The organism is Amycolatopsis sp. N2S4-7 (assembly GCF_058119595.1).
Genome location: NZ_CP172299.1, coordinates 9858094 through 9871955 on the forward strand (window position 1 = coordinate 9858094; position 13862 = coordinate 9871955).

The following is a 13862-nucleotide window of genomic DNA, read 5'->3' on the forward strand; positions in this document are numbered from 1 at the left end:
CACAAAGGAGAATCCTCGTGCGCATCGGCATCGACGTCGGCGGCACCAACACCGACGCCGTCCTGCTCGACGGCCGTCAGGTGCTCGCCTCGGTCAAGACCAGCACGACCGCGGACGTCACCTCGGGCATCGTCGCCGCGATCGACGGCCTGCAGCGGCAACGCGCGTTCGACCCGGCGGCGGTGCGGGCGGTGATGATCGGCACCACGCACTTCATCAACGCCCTCGTCGAAGCCCACCGGCTCGCGCCGACCGCGGCCGTGCGGCTGAGCCTGCCGGCAGGAGCGTCGCTGCCGCCGATGGTCGACTGGCCGCAGCGGCTCGTCGACGCGGTGTCGGGGCGCAGCTACCTCGTCCACGGCGGCCACGAGTTCGACGGCCGCCACATCGCGGAGCTCGACGAGAGCGAGCTGCGCAAGGCCGCCGACGACATGGGGGAGGCCGGGGTGCGCAGCGTCGCGATCACCTCGGTCTTCTCCCCGGTCAACGCCGAGTTCGAGACCCGCGCGGCGGAGATCATCGCCGCCCAGCTGCCGGACGTCGCGATCTCGCTGTCCCACGAGATCGGCCGGATCGGGCTGCTGGAACGGGAAAACGCCACGGTGATCAACGCGGCGCTGCGGGAGCTGGCCGCGCACATCGTCGACGGGCTGGCCGTGTCGGTCACCGGCGCGGGCATCACCGCGCCCCTGTACCTGAGCCAGAACGACGGCACGCTGATGGACGTCGACTTCGCGCGCCGCTACCCGGTGGCCACCTTCGCCTCCGGCCCGACGAACTCCATGCGGGGCGCGGCCGTGCTGTCCGGCTTGGACACCTGCGCGGTCGTCGACGTCGGCGGCACGACGAGCGACGTCGGCGTGCTGCGGCAGGGCTTCCCGCGCGAGGCGACCACGGACGTCAGCGTCGCCGGCATCCGGACCAACTTCCGGATGCCGGACGTGCTGTCGATCGGGATCGGCGGCGGCAGCCGGGTGCGCGGGAACGTCACGGTCGGCCCGGACTCGGTCGGCTACGAACTGACGTCGAAGGCGCTCGTCTTCGGCGGGGACACGCTCACCGCGACCGACATCGCGGTGGCCGCCGGTCGCGCGGACATCGGGGACGCGTCCCTGGTGGCCCATCTGGACAAGGGGCTGGTCCGGGCGGCGCTGGAGAAGATCGCCGCGGACGTGTCCGATGTGGTCGAACGGATGCGGACGTCGGCCGAGCCGCTGCCGGTCGTCGCCGTCGGCGGTGGTTCGGTGCTCCTGCCGGACGAACTCGCCGGGTGCGGCGCGGTGCACCGGCCGGAGAACTACGCCGTGGCCAACGCGATCGGCGCCGCCATCGCCCAGATCGGCGGTGAGGTCGACCGCGTCTACGTGATCGAACCCGGCCGCCGCGAGGCCGTCGTCGACGAGGCGAAGCAGGAGGCGATCGATCGTGCGGTCGCGGCCGGCGCGTCGCCGGCTTCGGTCGGCATCGTCGACTTCGACGAGGTGCCCATCCCGTACCTGCCCGGCAACGCCACGCGCATCCGCGCGAAGGCCGTCGGCGACCTGCAGCTGGGGGCGTGATGCGCGAGATCACGGCGAACGACCTGGACGACATCGCGCGCGGCGCGGCGATCCTGGGCACCGGCGGCGGGGGCGACCCGTACATCGGCCGCCTGCTGGCGGCTTCGGCGGTGCGGGAGCACGGCCCGGTCCCCCTCGTCCCGCTGGAAGACCTGGGCGACGACGCCGTCGTGCTCCCCGTGGCGATGATGGGCGCGCCGACGGTGATGGTGGAGAAGCTGCCCTCGGCCGGGCAGGTCGGGCTGGCGGCCCGCACGCTCGCCGGCTACCTCGGCAAGGAGCTGACGCACATCGCCTGCGCCGAGGCGGGCGGGGTCAACTCGCTGATCCCGGTCGTGGCGGCCGCGCAGCTGGGCCTGCCGCTGGTCGACGCCGACGGCATGGGCCGCGCGTTCCCGGAGCTGCAGATGGTGCTGCCGACGTTGTACGGCATCCGCGCGACGCCGATGTCCATCGCGGACGAGAAGGGCAACCGCGGGGTACTGGACACAGTGGACAACCACTGGGCCGAGCGGCTGGCCCGGTCGGCCACCATCGACATGGGCTGCTCGGCGATGATCAGCAACTACGCGATGTCCGGCGCCCAGGCGCGGGAGTCGCTGGTGCCGGGCACGCTCAGCCTGTGCGCCGAGCTGGGCGCGCTGGTCCGGGCGGCTCGGTCGGACCACGCCGATCCGGTCGCGCGGGTCGTCGAACGGCTCGGCGGGCGGCGGCTGTTCACCGGCAAGGTCGTCGACGTCGCCCGCCGGACGGTCACCGGGTTCGCCCGCGGCGAGGCCCGGCTGTCCGGAATGGACGGGGACACCGGCGCGGAGCTGGTGCTGCGCTTCCAGAACGAGCACCTGGTGGCCGAGCGCGACGGCGTCGTGAGCGCGTCGGTGCCGGACCTGATCTGCACGCTCGAACGCGAGTCCGGCGAGGCGGTGACCACCGAAGGCCTGCGGTACGGCCAGCGCGTCACGGTGATCGCCGCGCCCGCCGACCCGCGGTGGCACACCCCGGAGGGCCTCGCGCTCGCCGGGCCGCGGTACTTCGGCTACGACATCGACCCGATCGGGGTGGCCGGGTGAGCTGGACGCTGACCGAGGACGAACTGCCCGACCTCGCCCGCGGCGCCGCCGTGCTCGGCACCGGCGGGGGCGGCGACCCGTACGTCGGGCGGCTGCTCGTGCGCGAGGCGATCCGGAAGCACGGGCCGGTCACGATCCTCGACCCGTCCGAAGTGGACGACGACGCGCTGGTGATCCCGACCGCGCAGATGGGCGCGCCGACCGTGGTGCACGAGAAGCTGCCCAACGGCTCGGAGCCCGTGCTGGCGCTGCGGACGCTGGAGAAGCACCTCGGGACACGCGCGGACGCGACCATGCCGATCGAGTGCGGGGGCATCAACTCGATGATCCCGCTGCTGGTCGGGGCGCGGCTCGGGCTGCCGGTGGTCGACGCCGACGGCATGGGCCGGGCGTTCCCGGAGCTGCAGATGGAGACGTTCGGCGTCTACGGCGTGCCCGGCTCGCCGATGGCGATCGGCGGCGAACGCGGCGAGACGACGGTGATCGACACCGGTGCGGACAACCGGCGGATGGAGTGGCTGGCCCGCGGCGTCACCGTCCGGCTCGGCGGGGTGGCGCACATCGCCGAGTACGCGATGAGCGGCGCCGACGTGAAGCGGACCGCGGTGCCGCAAACGCTTTCGCTCGCACTCACCGTCGGCCGGACGATCCGCGAAGCCCGCGCGCGCACCGAAGACCCGGTTTCACGACTGGCCGCCGCACTGGTCGAGACGCCGTACCAGCACCTCCGGGTGCTGTTCCGCGGCAAGGTGTCCGATGTGGAGCGGCGCACGGAGGCGGGCTTCGCGCGCGGCCGCGCGGCGGCGGTGTCGTTCGACGGCGCGCACAAGCTGGAGATCGTGTTCCAGAACGAGAACCTGGTCGCCTTCGTGGACGGCGAGGTGCGGTGCCTCGTCCCGGACCTGATCTGCGTCCTCGAGGCGGCGACGGCGGAGCCGATCACCACCGAGACCCTGCGGTACGGCCAGCGCGTCACCGTCGTCGGCATCTCGACACCGCCCTTGATGCGGACACCGGAAGCCCTGGACACCTTCGGCCCGCAGGCGTTCGAGCTGCCCCACCCGTTCGTGCCGGTGGAAGAGCTCGTTCCGCGCTGACGTCGTCTACTGTGGTCACCCATGCGCATCACGGCCGGTGACGTGGCCGCCCTCGAACGCGGGGTGGCCCTGCTCGGGTCCGGCGGTGGCGGGGACACCGTCACCGCCGCCGTGCTGCTGCGCCGGCTCCTCGAAGACGGCCGCTCGCTGGGGGTTTCGCCGGTGGCCGGCCTGGCGCCGTCGTCGCGGGTCGTGCCGATCGGCGTCGTCGGCGCGACCGCCGCGTTCACCGAGAAGCTGCCCGGCGGCGACGAGTTCGCGGCCGCGGTGGGCGCCGTCGAACGCTGGACCGGCGAACGCGCCGACGCGCTGATGTCCATCGAGATCGGCGGGCTCAACGGGCTGCTGCCGCTGGTCGTGGCCGACCAGCTCGGACTGGCCTACGTCGACGCCGACCTCTCCGGCCGGGGCCTGCCCCGGCTCGACCAGTTCTCGGTCGCCGCGACCGGCCGCGGGGTGGCGCCGGCCGCGCTGGCCGATCCCGGCGGGCAGGTCGTCGTGCTGGCGTCCGGTTCGGACGGCACGATCGAGCGCGGCGCCCGGGCGTTCCTCACCGGCTCGGGCGGCTGGGCGGCGATCGCGCTCGCGCCGATCCCCGCCGCGGAGCTGAGCGGCTGCGCGGTACTGGGCACCACCAGCGCCGCCCTGGCCCTCGGCCGCCGGGTGCTGGCCGCGGGGGAGAGCCCGTCGCGGCCGGCCCTCGAAGCCGCGTTGGACGGCTCGGTGCTGGCCCGCGGCCGGGTGCTGGAGGTGGCGCGGCACCCCGGACCGGGGCAGCACGGCAGCCCCGGGTTCGGCCGCGGCAGCGTCACCCTCGCCGACCACCGCGGCGGCGAGCTGCTGCGGCTGGAGATGGAGAACGAGTACCTGCTGGCCCTGCGCGACGGCGAGCCGGTCGCCTCCACCCCGGACGTGCTGTCGGTGCTCGACCACCGCACCGGCGTGCCGGTCTCGTGCGACGCGATCCGCGCCGGCGTGGAGGTCGACGTGGTGCGCCTGGCCGCGGCGCCGTTCTGGACCGACCCGCGGTGGCTGCCGGTGGTGCGGCCGCGGGCGTACGGCATCGACTGCGACCCGGTGGGGCTCCCGTGACCCTGCGGCGGGTGCTCGCGCTGCCGGGCTGGGCGGAGGACGTCCGGTTGCTCGCCGGCGCGACCGGGCTGGACCGTCCACTCACGACGGTACAGGCCACATTGGACGCTTCGCACGCCCCGGCGGCCGGTGAGCTGACCGTCGTCGTCCGGCCGGTCGCCGGGACCGACTGGCAGATCGACGCCCTGCTGCGCCGCTGCGCCGACGCCGGGGCGACCGGGGTGCTGCTGCCGGGCACCGAGCCCCTCACCGCGTCCCGCCTGCTCGCCGACCGCCTGGCCGTGCCGCTGCTGACCACCGGTGCGCCGCCGCTGGACCTGCTCGTCGAGGCGAGGCTGCTGCTCGCCGCCCCCGGACTGGACCGGGCGGACCTGCTGCTGGCCACGCACCGCGCGCTCGGCGACCGGCTGCGCCCGCCCGAAGAGGTTGTCGCGGTGCTGCGGCGGCTGCTGCGCGCACCGGTCGCGGTGCTCGACGACCGCGGGGCGCCGCTGGCCGGGGAGGTCGCCGGGCGCGTCCGGCTGGACGAGGCGGTGCCGCAGCGGACCGAGCTGGACGGCGGCGTCCTGCTGGCCCACCCGGTCCTGTTGCAGCGGCCGGCGATGTGGCTGGCGGCCGAGCTGCGGGGGACGGAGGCCGCGCGGGCCGACGTCGTCCCGCCCGCGCTCGCCGTGGCCGCCGGGGCGCTGCAGCGCTGGCTGCTGGCCAACCGGCTCGAGCTGGAACGGGACGCGCGCTCGCGCACGGCGTTGCTCGGCGACCTGCTGCGCATGGACACCGAGCCGGGCGCGGACCTGCGCCGCCGGGTCGCCGACGCGGGCTGGCGGCTCGGCGGCTGGCACGTCGGCCTGCACATCGGCGTCCCGGCGGCGGTCGACACGGTGGCGCGCACGCAGGAGGTCGTGCGCGCGCTGCGGGCCGAGGACGTCGAGGCGGTCGTGGTCGAGCACGGCGACGGCTGGGCCGGCTGGGTCACCTTCGACCACGAGCCGACGGCCGCCCGGGTGCGGTCGCTGGCGACCCGGCTGCAGGCCGCCCACCGGGCGCTGCGCCTGGGCGCGCACATGGGGGTCGGGCGGCCGCACCCGCGTCCGGAGGGCCTCGCCGCGACGGTCGCGGAGGCGCGCGACGCGGCCCGGCTCGCCGCGACCCGGCCGGAAACGGGCCACTTCCTGCACGTCGACCAGCTCGGCATGGCCCAGCTGCTGCTCGAATGGACCCGCACGGACACGTTCGAGCCCGCGGCCCGCTCCCTGGTCGCGCCGCTGCGGACGGCACCGGGCGACCTGGTGCGGACGCTGGCGGCCTACCTCGACGCCGAGTCGTCGATCGCCGAGACGGCCACGGTCCTGGGCGTGCACCGCAACACCGTGGCCGCGCGGGTCGCGCGGATCGAGCAGCTGCTGGGCGTGGACCTGTCCCGGCCGGACGAACGCCTGGCGCTGCACCTCGCCTCGCGGGCGGTGATCCTCTCGGACGAGTGACTACTCGTCGTCGCCACCGGTGACGTTGCCGACGCTGGCGGGGACGCCCTTGATCATGTCGACGACGGTCTTGCCGGCCAGCCCCGACTTGCCGAACCACGGGTCGGTCATGACCTTGATGGCCGACTCGAACTTCTCGGCGCCCTCCTTGCCGAAGACCTTGCCGAGCTCGTGCACGGAGAAGTTGCTGATCTTGTCGAACTTCTGCATGATCTCCGGCGTCACACCGTCCATCTTGGACAGCTTGTCCTTGATGACGTTCGTCATCTGGTCGGTGAACGGCTTGTGCGGCTTGGGCTCCGGGGCCGGCGTGGTGTCCGGCTTCGGTTCCGGGGTGGTCGACGACGAGGACGGCGCGGGCTCGGGCTTGGGATCCGGCTTGGGCTCGGGAGTGGTGTCCGGCTTGGGCTCCGGCTTGGGTTCCGGGGTCGCCGAGGAAGACGACGGCGCGGGTTCGGGCTTGGGTTCCGGCTTGGGTTCGGGGGTGGTGTCGGGCTTCGGTTCGGGCTTGGGTTCCGGGGTCGCCGAGGAAGACGACGGCGCGGGTTCGGGCTTGGGTTCCGGCTTGGGCTCGGGGGTGGTGTCGGGCTTGGGTTCGGGCTTGGGTTCCGGGGTGGCCGAGGACGGTGTGGTGTCGGGCTTGGGTTCCGGCTTGGGCTCGGGGGTGGTGTCGGGCTTGGGTTCCGGGGTGGCCGAGGACGGTGTGGTGTCGGGCTTCGGCTCGGGAGTGGTGTCGGGCTTGGGTTCCGGGGTGGCCGAGGACGGTGTGGTGTCCGGCTTGGGTTCCGGCTTCGGCGGTGCCGGGGTCGGGTCCGGCTTCGGGGTGGGCGTCGGGGTGAGGCTGCTCGACGGCGGCTTCGCGCCCGCCAGGTTGTCGCCCGCCTTGCCCATCTTCGCCAGGGCCTGGACGAGGTCGGCCAGCTTCTTGCCCAGCTGGGCCAGCTTCGCGCCGATCTTGCCCAGTGCCGTCGCGACCGTGCCGATCGTCGTCGTGATGAACAGCGCGATCGACGCGCCGAACGTCACCGGGGCCAGCGCCGCCGCGATCAGGGCGCCCTTGATGATCGTCGCCAGGAGCATCGCGATCAGGTCGCGGAGGATGCCGCGGAAGGCGCCGACGATGCCGCCGGCGATCTTCATGTTCTTGCCGGCCTGGTCGAGGTACCCGCCGAGGGCGCCCAGCTGCTCGGTGACCGCGTCCATGTCCTTCTTGAACTGGTCGGCGGCGTTGCCGGACCAGTCCTTCATGAGCGTGTCGAGCGCCTGCTGGTGACCCGTGGACCACTCTTCGAGCTTCTTCTTCTCGGCCGTGAGCGCTTCACTGGCCGCCGCGATGCCGATCGGGTCGCCCATCAGGATGTCCAGCGGCCACCGCAGGATCGTGATGTGCTCGATGAGCCAGCCGATCCCGGCGGTCAGCAGGCTGCCGATCGGGTCCAGCACGAGACCGATGGTCTCCAGCGCCATGCCCGCCGCGCCGATGCCGATCGCGACCTGGTCGTTTTCCTTGACGGCCTTGTCCAGGCCCACCGCCGCTTCGAAGAAGCCCGCGCCGGCCGACCGGTTGTCTTCGTTGAAGAGCTCGGAGCCGTGGAGGCTGACGTCCTTGCTCTGGTAGTCCTCGGCCACTATTCGAACCTCACGATCGAGTCGACGGCGTCGTCCTCGCCGGACTTGTACCGCTTCGCGGCCTCGGCGACCTTGTCGGCGAACTCGCCGATGGTCTTGGCGTAGTCGCCGAACTGGTGGTGCGCCTTGTCGGTCCAGGTGCTCGCCCCGGCGGCCATCAGCTGGCACGCCGGGTTGATGCCGAACATGCCGGGGTCGCAGACCATGCCGCCGACGAGGTCGGCGGTGCTCTGCAGGTTGCTCTGCAGCTCGTCGAGGTGCCGGCCGAACTTCTCCAGCGGGCCCGCGTCGACCCGGAAACCGCCGCCGCTCACCAGGGGTTCGATTCGTCGTCGGAGTGGTCGTCGGCCGCGGGACGGCGACGCGGTGCGGACGGCGGGGACGGCGGCGCGGCCGGACGCGGCGGCGCGGGCGGTGCCGCGGCCGGCGGCGGGGTCCGCTCGGGCTCGGCGTTCTCCGGCGCCGCGAAATCCTCGGCGGGCGGGTCCGGCGGCAGGAACGACCGGACCATGTCGGTCGACTCGCTGTCGCCGTTGATGGCGGCGAAGGAGTCCGCGACGCTGCGGGCGGTCTGGCGCTGCGCGTCGCGCACCGCGCCCATGATCGCCGCGGTCAGCCGCGCCGGCCCCAGCTCGCACGCCCGGTGCCCGAGCTCGAGGTTCGTCAGCGCGCCGTTCGGCGCGAGGGTCACGGTGACCGCGCCGTCGCGGGTCCGGACCGTCGCGCCGGCCGCGGAAAGCGCTTCGTTCAGCGCCGCGGCCTTCGCCTGCATGTCCCGGACCTGCCGCTCGAGCAGGAGCTGGAAATCTTCACCTGGCCCCAGGTTCGGTTGCACGAATTCGACTCCTCGACACGCCGGGATGCGGTGTCGGCCGACCATGATCGCGCCAGATTAGCGCACACCGGACATTCATCCGGTACTCATGCGCGGTATGCCTGGATGACTCCCCGATGTTGCCCGCGAATGCCCTCGATCGGGTTTGACCCGGACCGCGCTCCGGGTTGCAGGATCGGGGCATGACCGAACTGGACGACTACCGGCCGCTGGGCCGCTCCGGGCTGCGGGTGTCCCCGCTCGCACTGGGCGCGATGACCTTCGGCACCGGATCCTTCTGCGCCGACGACGGCACCGCCCGCAAGATCTTCCGCGCCTACACCGAGCGCGGCGGCAACTTCGTCGACACGGCGGACAACTACAGCAACGGCCGCAGCGAGGAACTGGTCGGCGAGTTCCTGCGCGACGTCGACCGCGACGACGTCGTGCTCGCCACCAAGTACTCCGGGCCCGACTTCTCCGCCGGCACGCCGCGGTCGGACCCCCGCCACCGCAGCAACGGGCGCAAGAACATGATCGCGTCGCTGGAGGCGTCGCTGCGGCGGCTGCGCGTCGACCACGTCGACCTCTACTGGCTGCACATCTGGGACGGCTTCACGCCCGCCGAGGAGGTGATGGAGGCCTTCGGCGACCTGGTGCGCGCGGGGAAGGTCCGCGCCGTCGGCCTCAGCGACGTCCCCGCCTGGTACGCGACGAAGGCCGCGATGCTCGGCGGGCCGCCGGTGACGGCGTTGCAGCTGGAGTACTCCCTGGTCGAGCGCGCGATCGAGGCGGAACACGTGCCGCTGGCGCGGGAGTTCGGCATCGCGGTCCAGCCGTGGGGCGCGATCGGCGGCGGGTTCCTCAGCGGCAAGTACACCCGCGACGGCGGCGGCACCGGCCGGCTCGCGGGCCCGGACGCCGCGGCGTTCCGCGCGCTGCCCGAGACCCGCTGGGCCGTGCTGGACGCGGTGCGCGAGGTCGCGGCCGAGGTGGGCGCGACCCCGGCCCAGGTGGCGCTGCACTGGGTGACGCGCCGCCCGTCGATGCCCGCGCCGCTGATCGGGGCGCGGTCACCGGAGCAGCTCGACGACACGCTCGGCGCGCTCGCCCTCGACCTGTCCAGCGCCCAGCTCGACCGGCTGACCGAGGTGAGCGCGCCGGAACTGCCGTTCCCGCACGGCATCCTGGCGCGGCTCAACGCGGGGCTGCCCGCCTGAGGTCCACAGTGGACCTCAGCGGCCGGCGGCGGCCCGTGCGGCGCGTTCGATCTCCGCGCACCGGGCCGTCCAGAAGCCGCTGTCCCCGGCCGGGGCGTTCGACGCGCCGTCGAGCTGCTCCCGCAGGATGTCCGCGTGCCCGGCGTGCCGGTTCGTCTCGGTGAGCACGTGCACCATGACGTTGAACAGCAGCACGTCCGGGCGGGGCCACCACGGGACGTGACCGGGTGCGTCGACGGCGAGGGCGGTGATCGTCGCGTCGGCGTGGCCGGCGGCGCGGCGGAACCGGTCGACGATCTCCGCGCGCGTCTCGTGCTCGGTCGCCCACAGGTCGGTGCCGCGGGCCTCGAGGTCGTCCCACCGGGGCAGCGGCTCGGGGAACGGCCGGCCGAACACTTCGCCCAGGTACCGGGACTCCCACAGCGCCAGGTGCTTCACCAGGCCCAGCAGGTTGGTGCCGGTCGCGGTCAGGGGACGGCGGACGTCGTACTCGCTCAAGCCCTCGAGCTTCCCCAGCACCGCCTCGCGGGCCTCCTGCAGATCGTCGTGCAGGTACTGCTTAGCGAAGTCGTCGATCACGACGTCCAGCGTGCCAGATCAGCCCACCGGCACGCCGCGCACCGCGACCGGCCCGCGGGCCGGGTCCAGCTCCACGGCCTGGTCCACGCCGGACGGCGTCAGCACGTCCACCGCCTTCGGCGCGGTCGCCGGGTCCGCGGTGCAGAGGGGCGCGGTGCCGCCGGCCGCGCACAGGCCGAACGTGTACGGCCCGGCCGTCGGCGTGAACGGCCGCGCCTGGTCGGGGGAGTTGCCGTCCTGCCCGGTGAGCACCACGGCGAACGTCCAGCCGGCCCCCGGCGTCCCGAACGCCTGCTTCGCGACGCTCACGGTGATGTACCGGGTCGCCTGCGAAGCCTGCACGGACGGCGTCGCCAGCGTGGCCCCCGAAGCGTCGACGAGCGCCGGTTCGGCGAAGCCCTGGACTTCGACGCGGCGGCTCCACGCGTCTTCCGGCGCGATCGTGTACGCCCGGCTCGGGAACGGCGGCGCGGTCGACGTCGTCGTCGCGGCCGGGTCGTGCGCGTAGATCGTCAGCAGCTGGGCGCCCAGCGGCGAGCCGAACGTCGGCGACAGGTCGCGGACCTGCGCGCGGAACACCAGCTGCGTGCCCGAGTCGATGACCTGGAACCGCTGCAGGTCGAACGCGCCGGCGTGGAAGTCGCCGGCCGTCGGGTAGGTGTACGTGCCGGGGCCGTGGTCGTCGCCGTCCGGGTCGGTGGTGTCGAGCAGCACGGTCCCGGTGACGAAGTCCGAGCTGATCGTCCGCTGCGCGTAGCCGGTGCCCGCGCCGGTCGCGGTCGCCGTGACGACGTTCGCGCCGAGCGGCGTCGGGACCGTGGCGCCGAACGTCCCCGCCGCCGACGCCCGGACCGAGAGCACGGTCGTGGTTCCCGCGTCGGTGGCGGAGACGGCGAGGTCGACCCGGCTGCCGGGAGGCGCGGTGCCGGTGACCGCGGCCGTCGCGGTGGACACGGACGCGGGGGCGTCGAGCGTCACCGCCAGCGCCGCGGGCGGGGCGTGCGAGACGTACCGCGAGCGCACCTCGGCGGGCTGCTCGGGCAGCCGGCCGTCGTCGAGGGCCCTGGCCAGCCGCACCGACTGCGACTGCGCCCAGCTCAGCGGCGCGACCGAGCCGACGGACTGCCCGGGGGTGAAGCCGATCGACGCCGTGCGCGGGTCGGTGCCGTACGGCGACGCGGGCACGGCCGGGTTTTCCCAGATCTGCTCGGGGATCAGCCCGGTGCCGCCGGTTTGGGCCCGCATGGCCCGCAGCAACGCGGCCGCGCCCGCCCGGTCGCCGGTCTGCACGGCCTGCTCTCCGCGTTCGCCGGCGAGCACCGGCCACAGGTGCCCGGACCCGCTGTTCGTCGACGGCCAGGGCGCCCCCGTCGGGGCGCAGTTCGTCGGGTCGGGCTCGTAGCAGTCGCCGTAGCCGTCCTCGCTGCCCGGCGCCGAAGTCCCGTAGCGGTACCAGCCCGGCCCGGCCGGGGTGTCCCGCTTGATCACGCGGTCCACGACGCCGAGCGACGCGGCGACGTCCGGGTCGTCCGCGGGCAGCACGCCGAGCCGGGTCAGCTCGAGGAACCCGGCGTCGACGACCGCGCGCTGGTCGGCGTCGACCGAGCCGTTGCCGAGGTTGTAGGACCACTCCGAGTCCGGGTCGCCGTTTTTCGTCAGCCGCAGGAAGTACCGGCCGCCGTACGGCCCGTTCGACGTCACGGTCCAGCCCTTGGTGCTGCGCTGGAAGTGGTCGGCGGTGGCCCGGTAGACGCGGGCGCGCGCCGGATCGCCGTTGCGGTCGGCGATCACGCCGGCGGCGACGAGCCCGGCGATCTCGGCGGCGATCGTCGAGGGGGAGTAGCCGCCCTGTTCCTCCCAGCGTTCCGACCCGAACGCCGGGCCGTGCGCGACGACGAAGTCCGCGGCCGCGCGGATGTGGTCGGTGTAGAGCGTGCGGTCGCGGTCGAGGCCGGCCTGCAGCGCCATCAGGACCGGGTACGCGCTCTCGTCGAGCTGGTCACCACCGGAGTCGGGCGCCTTCTTGCCGTTGAGCAGGGAGTTGCGCGGGAACCGGCCGTCCGGTTGCTGCTGGCGCGTGAACAGCCAGCGCACGCTCGCCCGCGCCGTCTCGCGGTCGCCGGCGGCGAGCAGGCCGGAGAAGCTCTCGTAGAGGTCGCGGGCGAAGATCTCGCGGTAGGAGCCGAAGTACACGGGTTTGCCGCCGGGCGCGTCGCCCGCGGAGACCGCCTGCCCCCACGGGCTGCCGAGCGATGCGACGACCGCGCCGGGGAAAGTCTTGTCCTCACTGGCCTTCAGCACGTTGACCGACTGGAAGTAAGCGTCGGAATCCCGGCCTCGCACCGGGATCAGCCCGTCGTCGTAGCCGCGCCACTCGCGGGCGTACTGGCGGTAGCTCTGGTCGAACGGCGTGCGCAGGCTCGCGCCCGCGGTCTGCACGGCCGCACGCGCGTCCGCGCCGAACCCGAGCGCCAGCACGGCGGGACGGCGGGGCTCGAGGTCCAGCTGCGCGGTCTGCACGACGTTGCCGTTCACGGCCGGCGACGTCGTGCCGGTGAGCCGGTGGTCGCGGTCGAGCTGGGCCAGCCCGTCGCCCGCTGTGCCCACGAAGCCGCTGGACGTGCCGAGGAACCGGCGGTCGGCGCGCAGGGCGGCGGCCAGCGGGGTGCCGTAGTCGCGGGCCGGCGCGCTCGACGCCGTGTTCGCGTCGGCGCTGACCAGCGCGCTCGTCGCGGCGTCGACCGTGGCGGTGTCGCCGCCGCCGTTCGCCGGGCCGCCCCCGCCGTTGCCGTTCACGCTCGCGTCGAACCGCACGTAGACCTTCAGGTCCCGGCCGGAACCCTGCAGCGGTTCCAGGCGCGTGCGGAGCAGCACGCCGGTCCGGGCCGGGTCGGCCAGGTACTCGGTGACCAGCCGGTACCGGCCGCTGCGCGGGGTCGACGTCACTTCGCACGCCATCCCACCCGCGCTCGTGCGGACGGTGTAGGTCATGTCGCGCGCCTGGAGGTCGGTGAAGCTGCGGCCGTCGGTGACGGCGAACTGCAGCGTCTCGACGTTCGTGTTGTCGATCACCGGCGCGTAGACGTCCGAGAGCACGCCGTTCGCCACGGTGAACCACGCCTTGCTCGTCGTGTTCCGCGCGGTGCCCAGGCAGTCCTTGCGGGCCAGGCCGAAGTGCGAGACGGCGCCCGGACCCGGATCGGCGGCGGTGGTGGCCCCCTGCGCCGCGGGACCGGGGAGCAGGGTCGCGGCCAGCACCGCGCAGAGCACCAGGGACGACATCGACCTCATCCCGCCATCCGATCACGACCGGCCCCG

Annotated in this window: 11 protein-coding genes; 6 read left to right on the forward strand and 5 right to left on the reverse strand. The window is 73.9% G+C overall.

Going from position 1 to position 13862, the window contains the following annotated elements; all coding sequences use genetic code 11:
* The first annotated feature begins 17 nt into the window (after nucleotides 1-17).
* The 5 genes from ACH54P_RS46575 to ACH54P_RS46595 are packed head-to-tail and all read left to right on the forward strand — an operon-like array spanning nucleotide 18 to nucleotide 6302.
* Nucleotides 18-1559, forward strand: a complete 1542-nt coding sequence (locus ACH54P_RS46575) for a hydantoinase/oxoprolinase N-terminal domain-containing protein (protein WP_489909708.1) — start codon at nucleotides 18-20, stop codon at nucleotides 1557-1559.
* The gene (locus ACH54P_RS46580; RefSeq protein ID WP_489909709.1) at nucleotides 1559-2629 is read left to right on the forward strand and encodes an S-methyl thiohydantoin desulfurase family protein; all 1071 of its coding nucleotides are present in this window, start codon (nucleotides 1559-1561) and stop codon (nucleotides 2627-2629) included. The genes ACH54P_RS46575 and ACH54P_RS46580 overlap by 1 nt, the downstream gene beginning before the upstream one ends.
* The gene (locus ACH54P_RS46585; RefSeq protein ID WP_489909710.1) at nucleotides 2626-3726 is read left to right on the forward strand and encodes an S-methyl thiohydantoin desulfurase family protein; all 1101 of its coding nucleotides are present in this window, start codon (nucleotides 2626-2628) and stop codon (nucleotides 3724-3726) included. Before ACH54P_RS46580 ends, ACH54P_RS46585 begins: the two co-directional genes overlap by 4 nt.
* A gap of 21 nt (nucleotides 3727-3747) precedes the next feature.
* On the forward strand, nucleotides 3748-4818 hold the full coding sequence (locus ACH54P_RS46590; RefSeq protein WP_489909711.1) for an S-methyl thiohydantoin desulfurase family protein: 1071 nt from the start codon (nucleotides 3748-3750) through the stop codon (nucleotides 4816-4818).
* Complete coding sequence (locus tag ACH54P_RS46595; RefSeq protein ID WP_489909712.1) at nucleotides 4815-6302, forward strand: helix-turn-helix domain-containing protein; 1488 nt, start codon at nucleotides 4815-4817, stop codon at nucleotides 6300-6302. Before ACH54P_RS46590 ends, ACH54P_RS46595 begins: the two co-directional genes overlap by 4 nt.
* Here ACH54P_RS46595 and ACH54P_RS46600 read toward each other — a convergent pair whose 3' ends face one another.
* Genes ACH54P_RS46600 through ACH54P_RS46610 form a run of 3 tightly spaced genes read right to left on the reverse strand, consistent with a single transcriptional unit; the run spans nucleotide 6303 to nucleotide 8766 of the window.
* Nucleotides 6303-7931 carry a WXG100 family type VII secretion target gene (locus ACH54P_RS46600; protein WP_489909713.1) on the reverse strand — a complete coding sequence of 543 codons (1629 nt, stop codon included), beginning with the start codon at nucleotides 7929-7931 and terminating at the stop codon, nucleotides 6303-6305. It lies immediately after the preceding gene.
* Complete coding sequence (locus tag ACH54P_RS46605) at nucleotides 7931-8245, reverse strand: hypothetical protein (RefSeq protein WP_489909714.1); 315 nt, start codon at nucleotides 8243-8245, stop codon at nucleotides 7931-7933. Before ACH54P_RS46605 ends, ACH54P_RS46600 begins: the two co-directional genes overlap by 1 nt.
* Nucleotides 8242-8766, reverse strand: coding sequence for a YbaB/EbfC family nucleoid-associated protein (locus ACH54P_RS46610; protein WP_489909715.1), 525 nt, complete (start codon nucleotides 8764-8766; stop codon nucleotides 8242-8244). Before ACH54P_RS46610 ends, ACH54P_RS46605 begins: the two co-directional genes overlap by 4 nt.
* Before the next feature lie 182 nt (nucleotides 8767-8948).
* Here ACH54P_RS46610 and ACH54P_RS46615 point away from each other — a divergent pair, with 182 nt between their 5' ends.
* Entirely contained in the window at nucleotides 8949-9965 is a 1017-nt protein-coding gene (locus tag ACH54P_RS46615; protein WP_489909716.1) for an aldo/keto reductase, read from the forward strand.
* A 15-nt stretch (nucleotides 9966-9980) separates the two neighbouring features.
* Here the strand turns inward: ACH54P_RS46615 and ACH54P_RS46620 are convergent, their stop codons facing one another.
* Complete coding sequence (locus ACH54P_RS46620) at nucleotides 9981-10544, reverse strand: DinB family protein (RefSeq protein WP_489909717.1); 564 nt, start codon at nucleotides 10542-10544, stop codon at nucleotides 9981-9983.
* 18 nt (nucleotides 10545-10562) lie between these two features.
* Nucleotides 10563-13835: a glucodextranase DOMON-like domain-containing protein gene (locus ACH54P_RS46625; protein WP_489909718.1), complete on the reverse strand. Its 3273-nt coding sequence runs from the start codon at nucleotides 13833-13835 to the stop codon at nucleotides 10563-10565.
* Nucleotides 13836-13862: the final 27 nt, after the last annotated feature.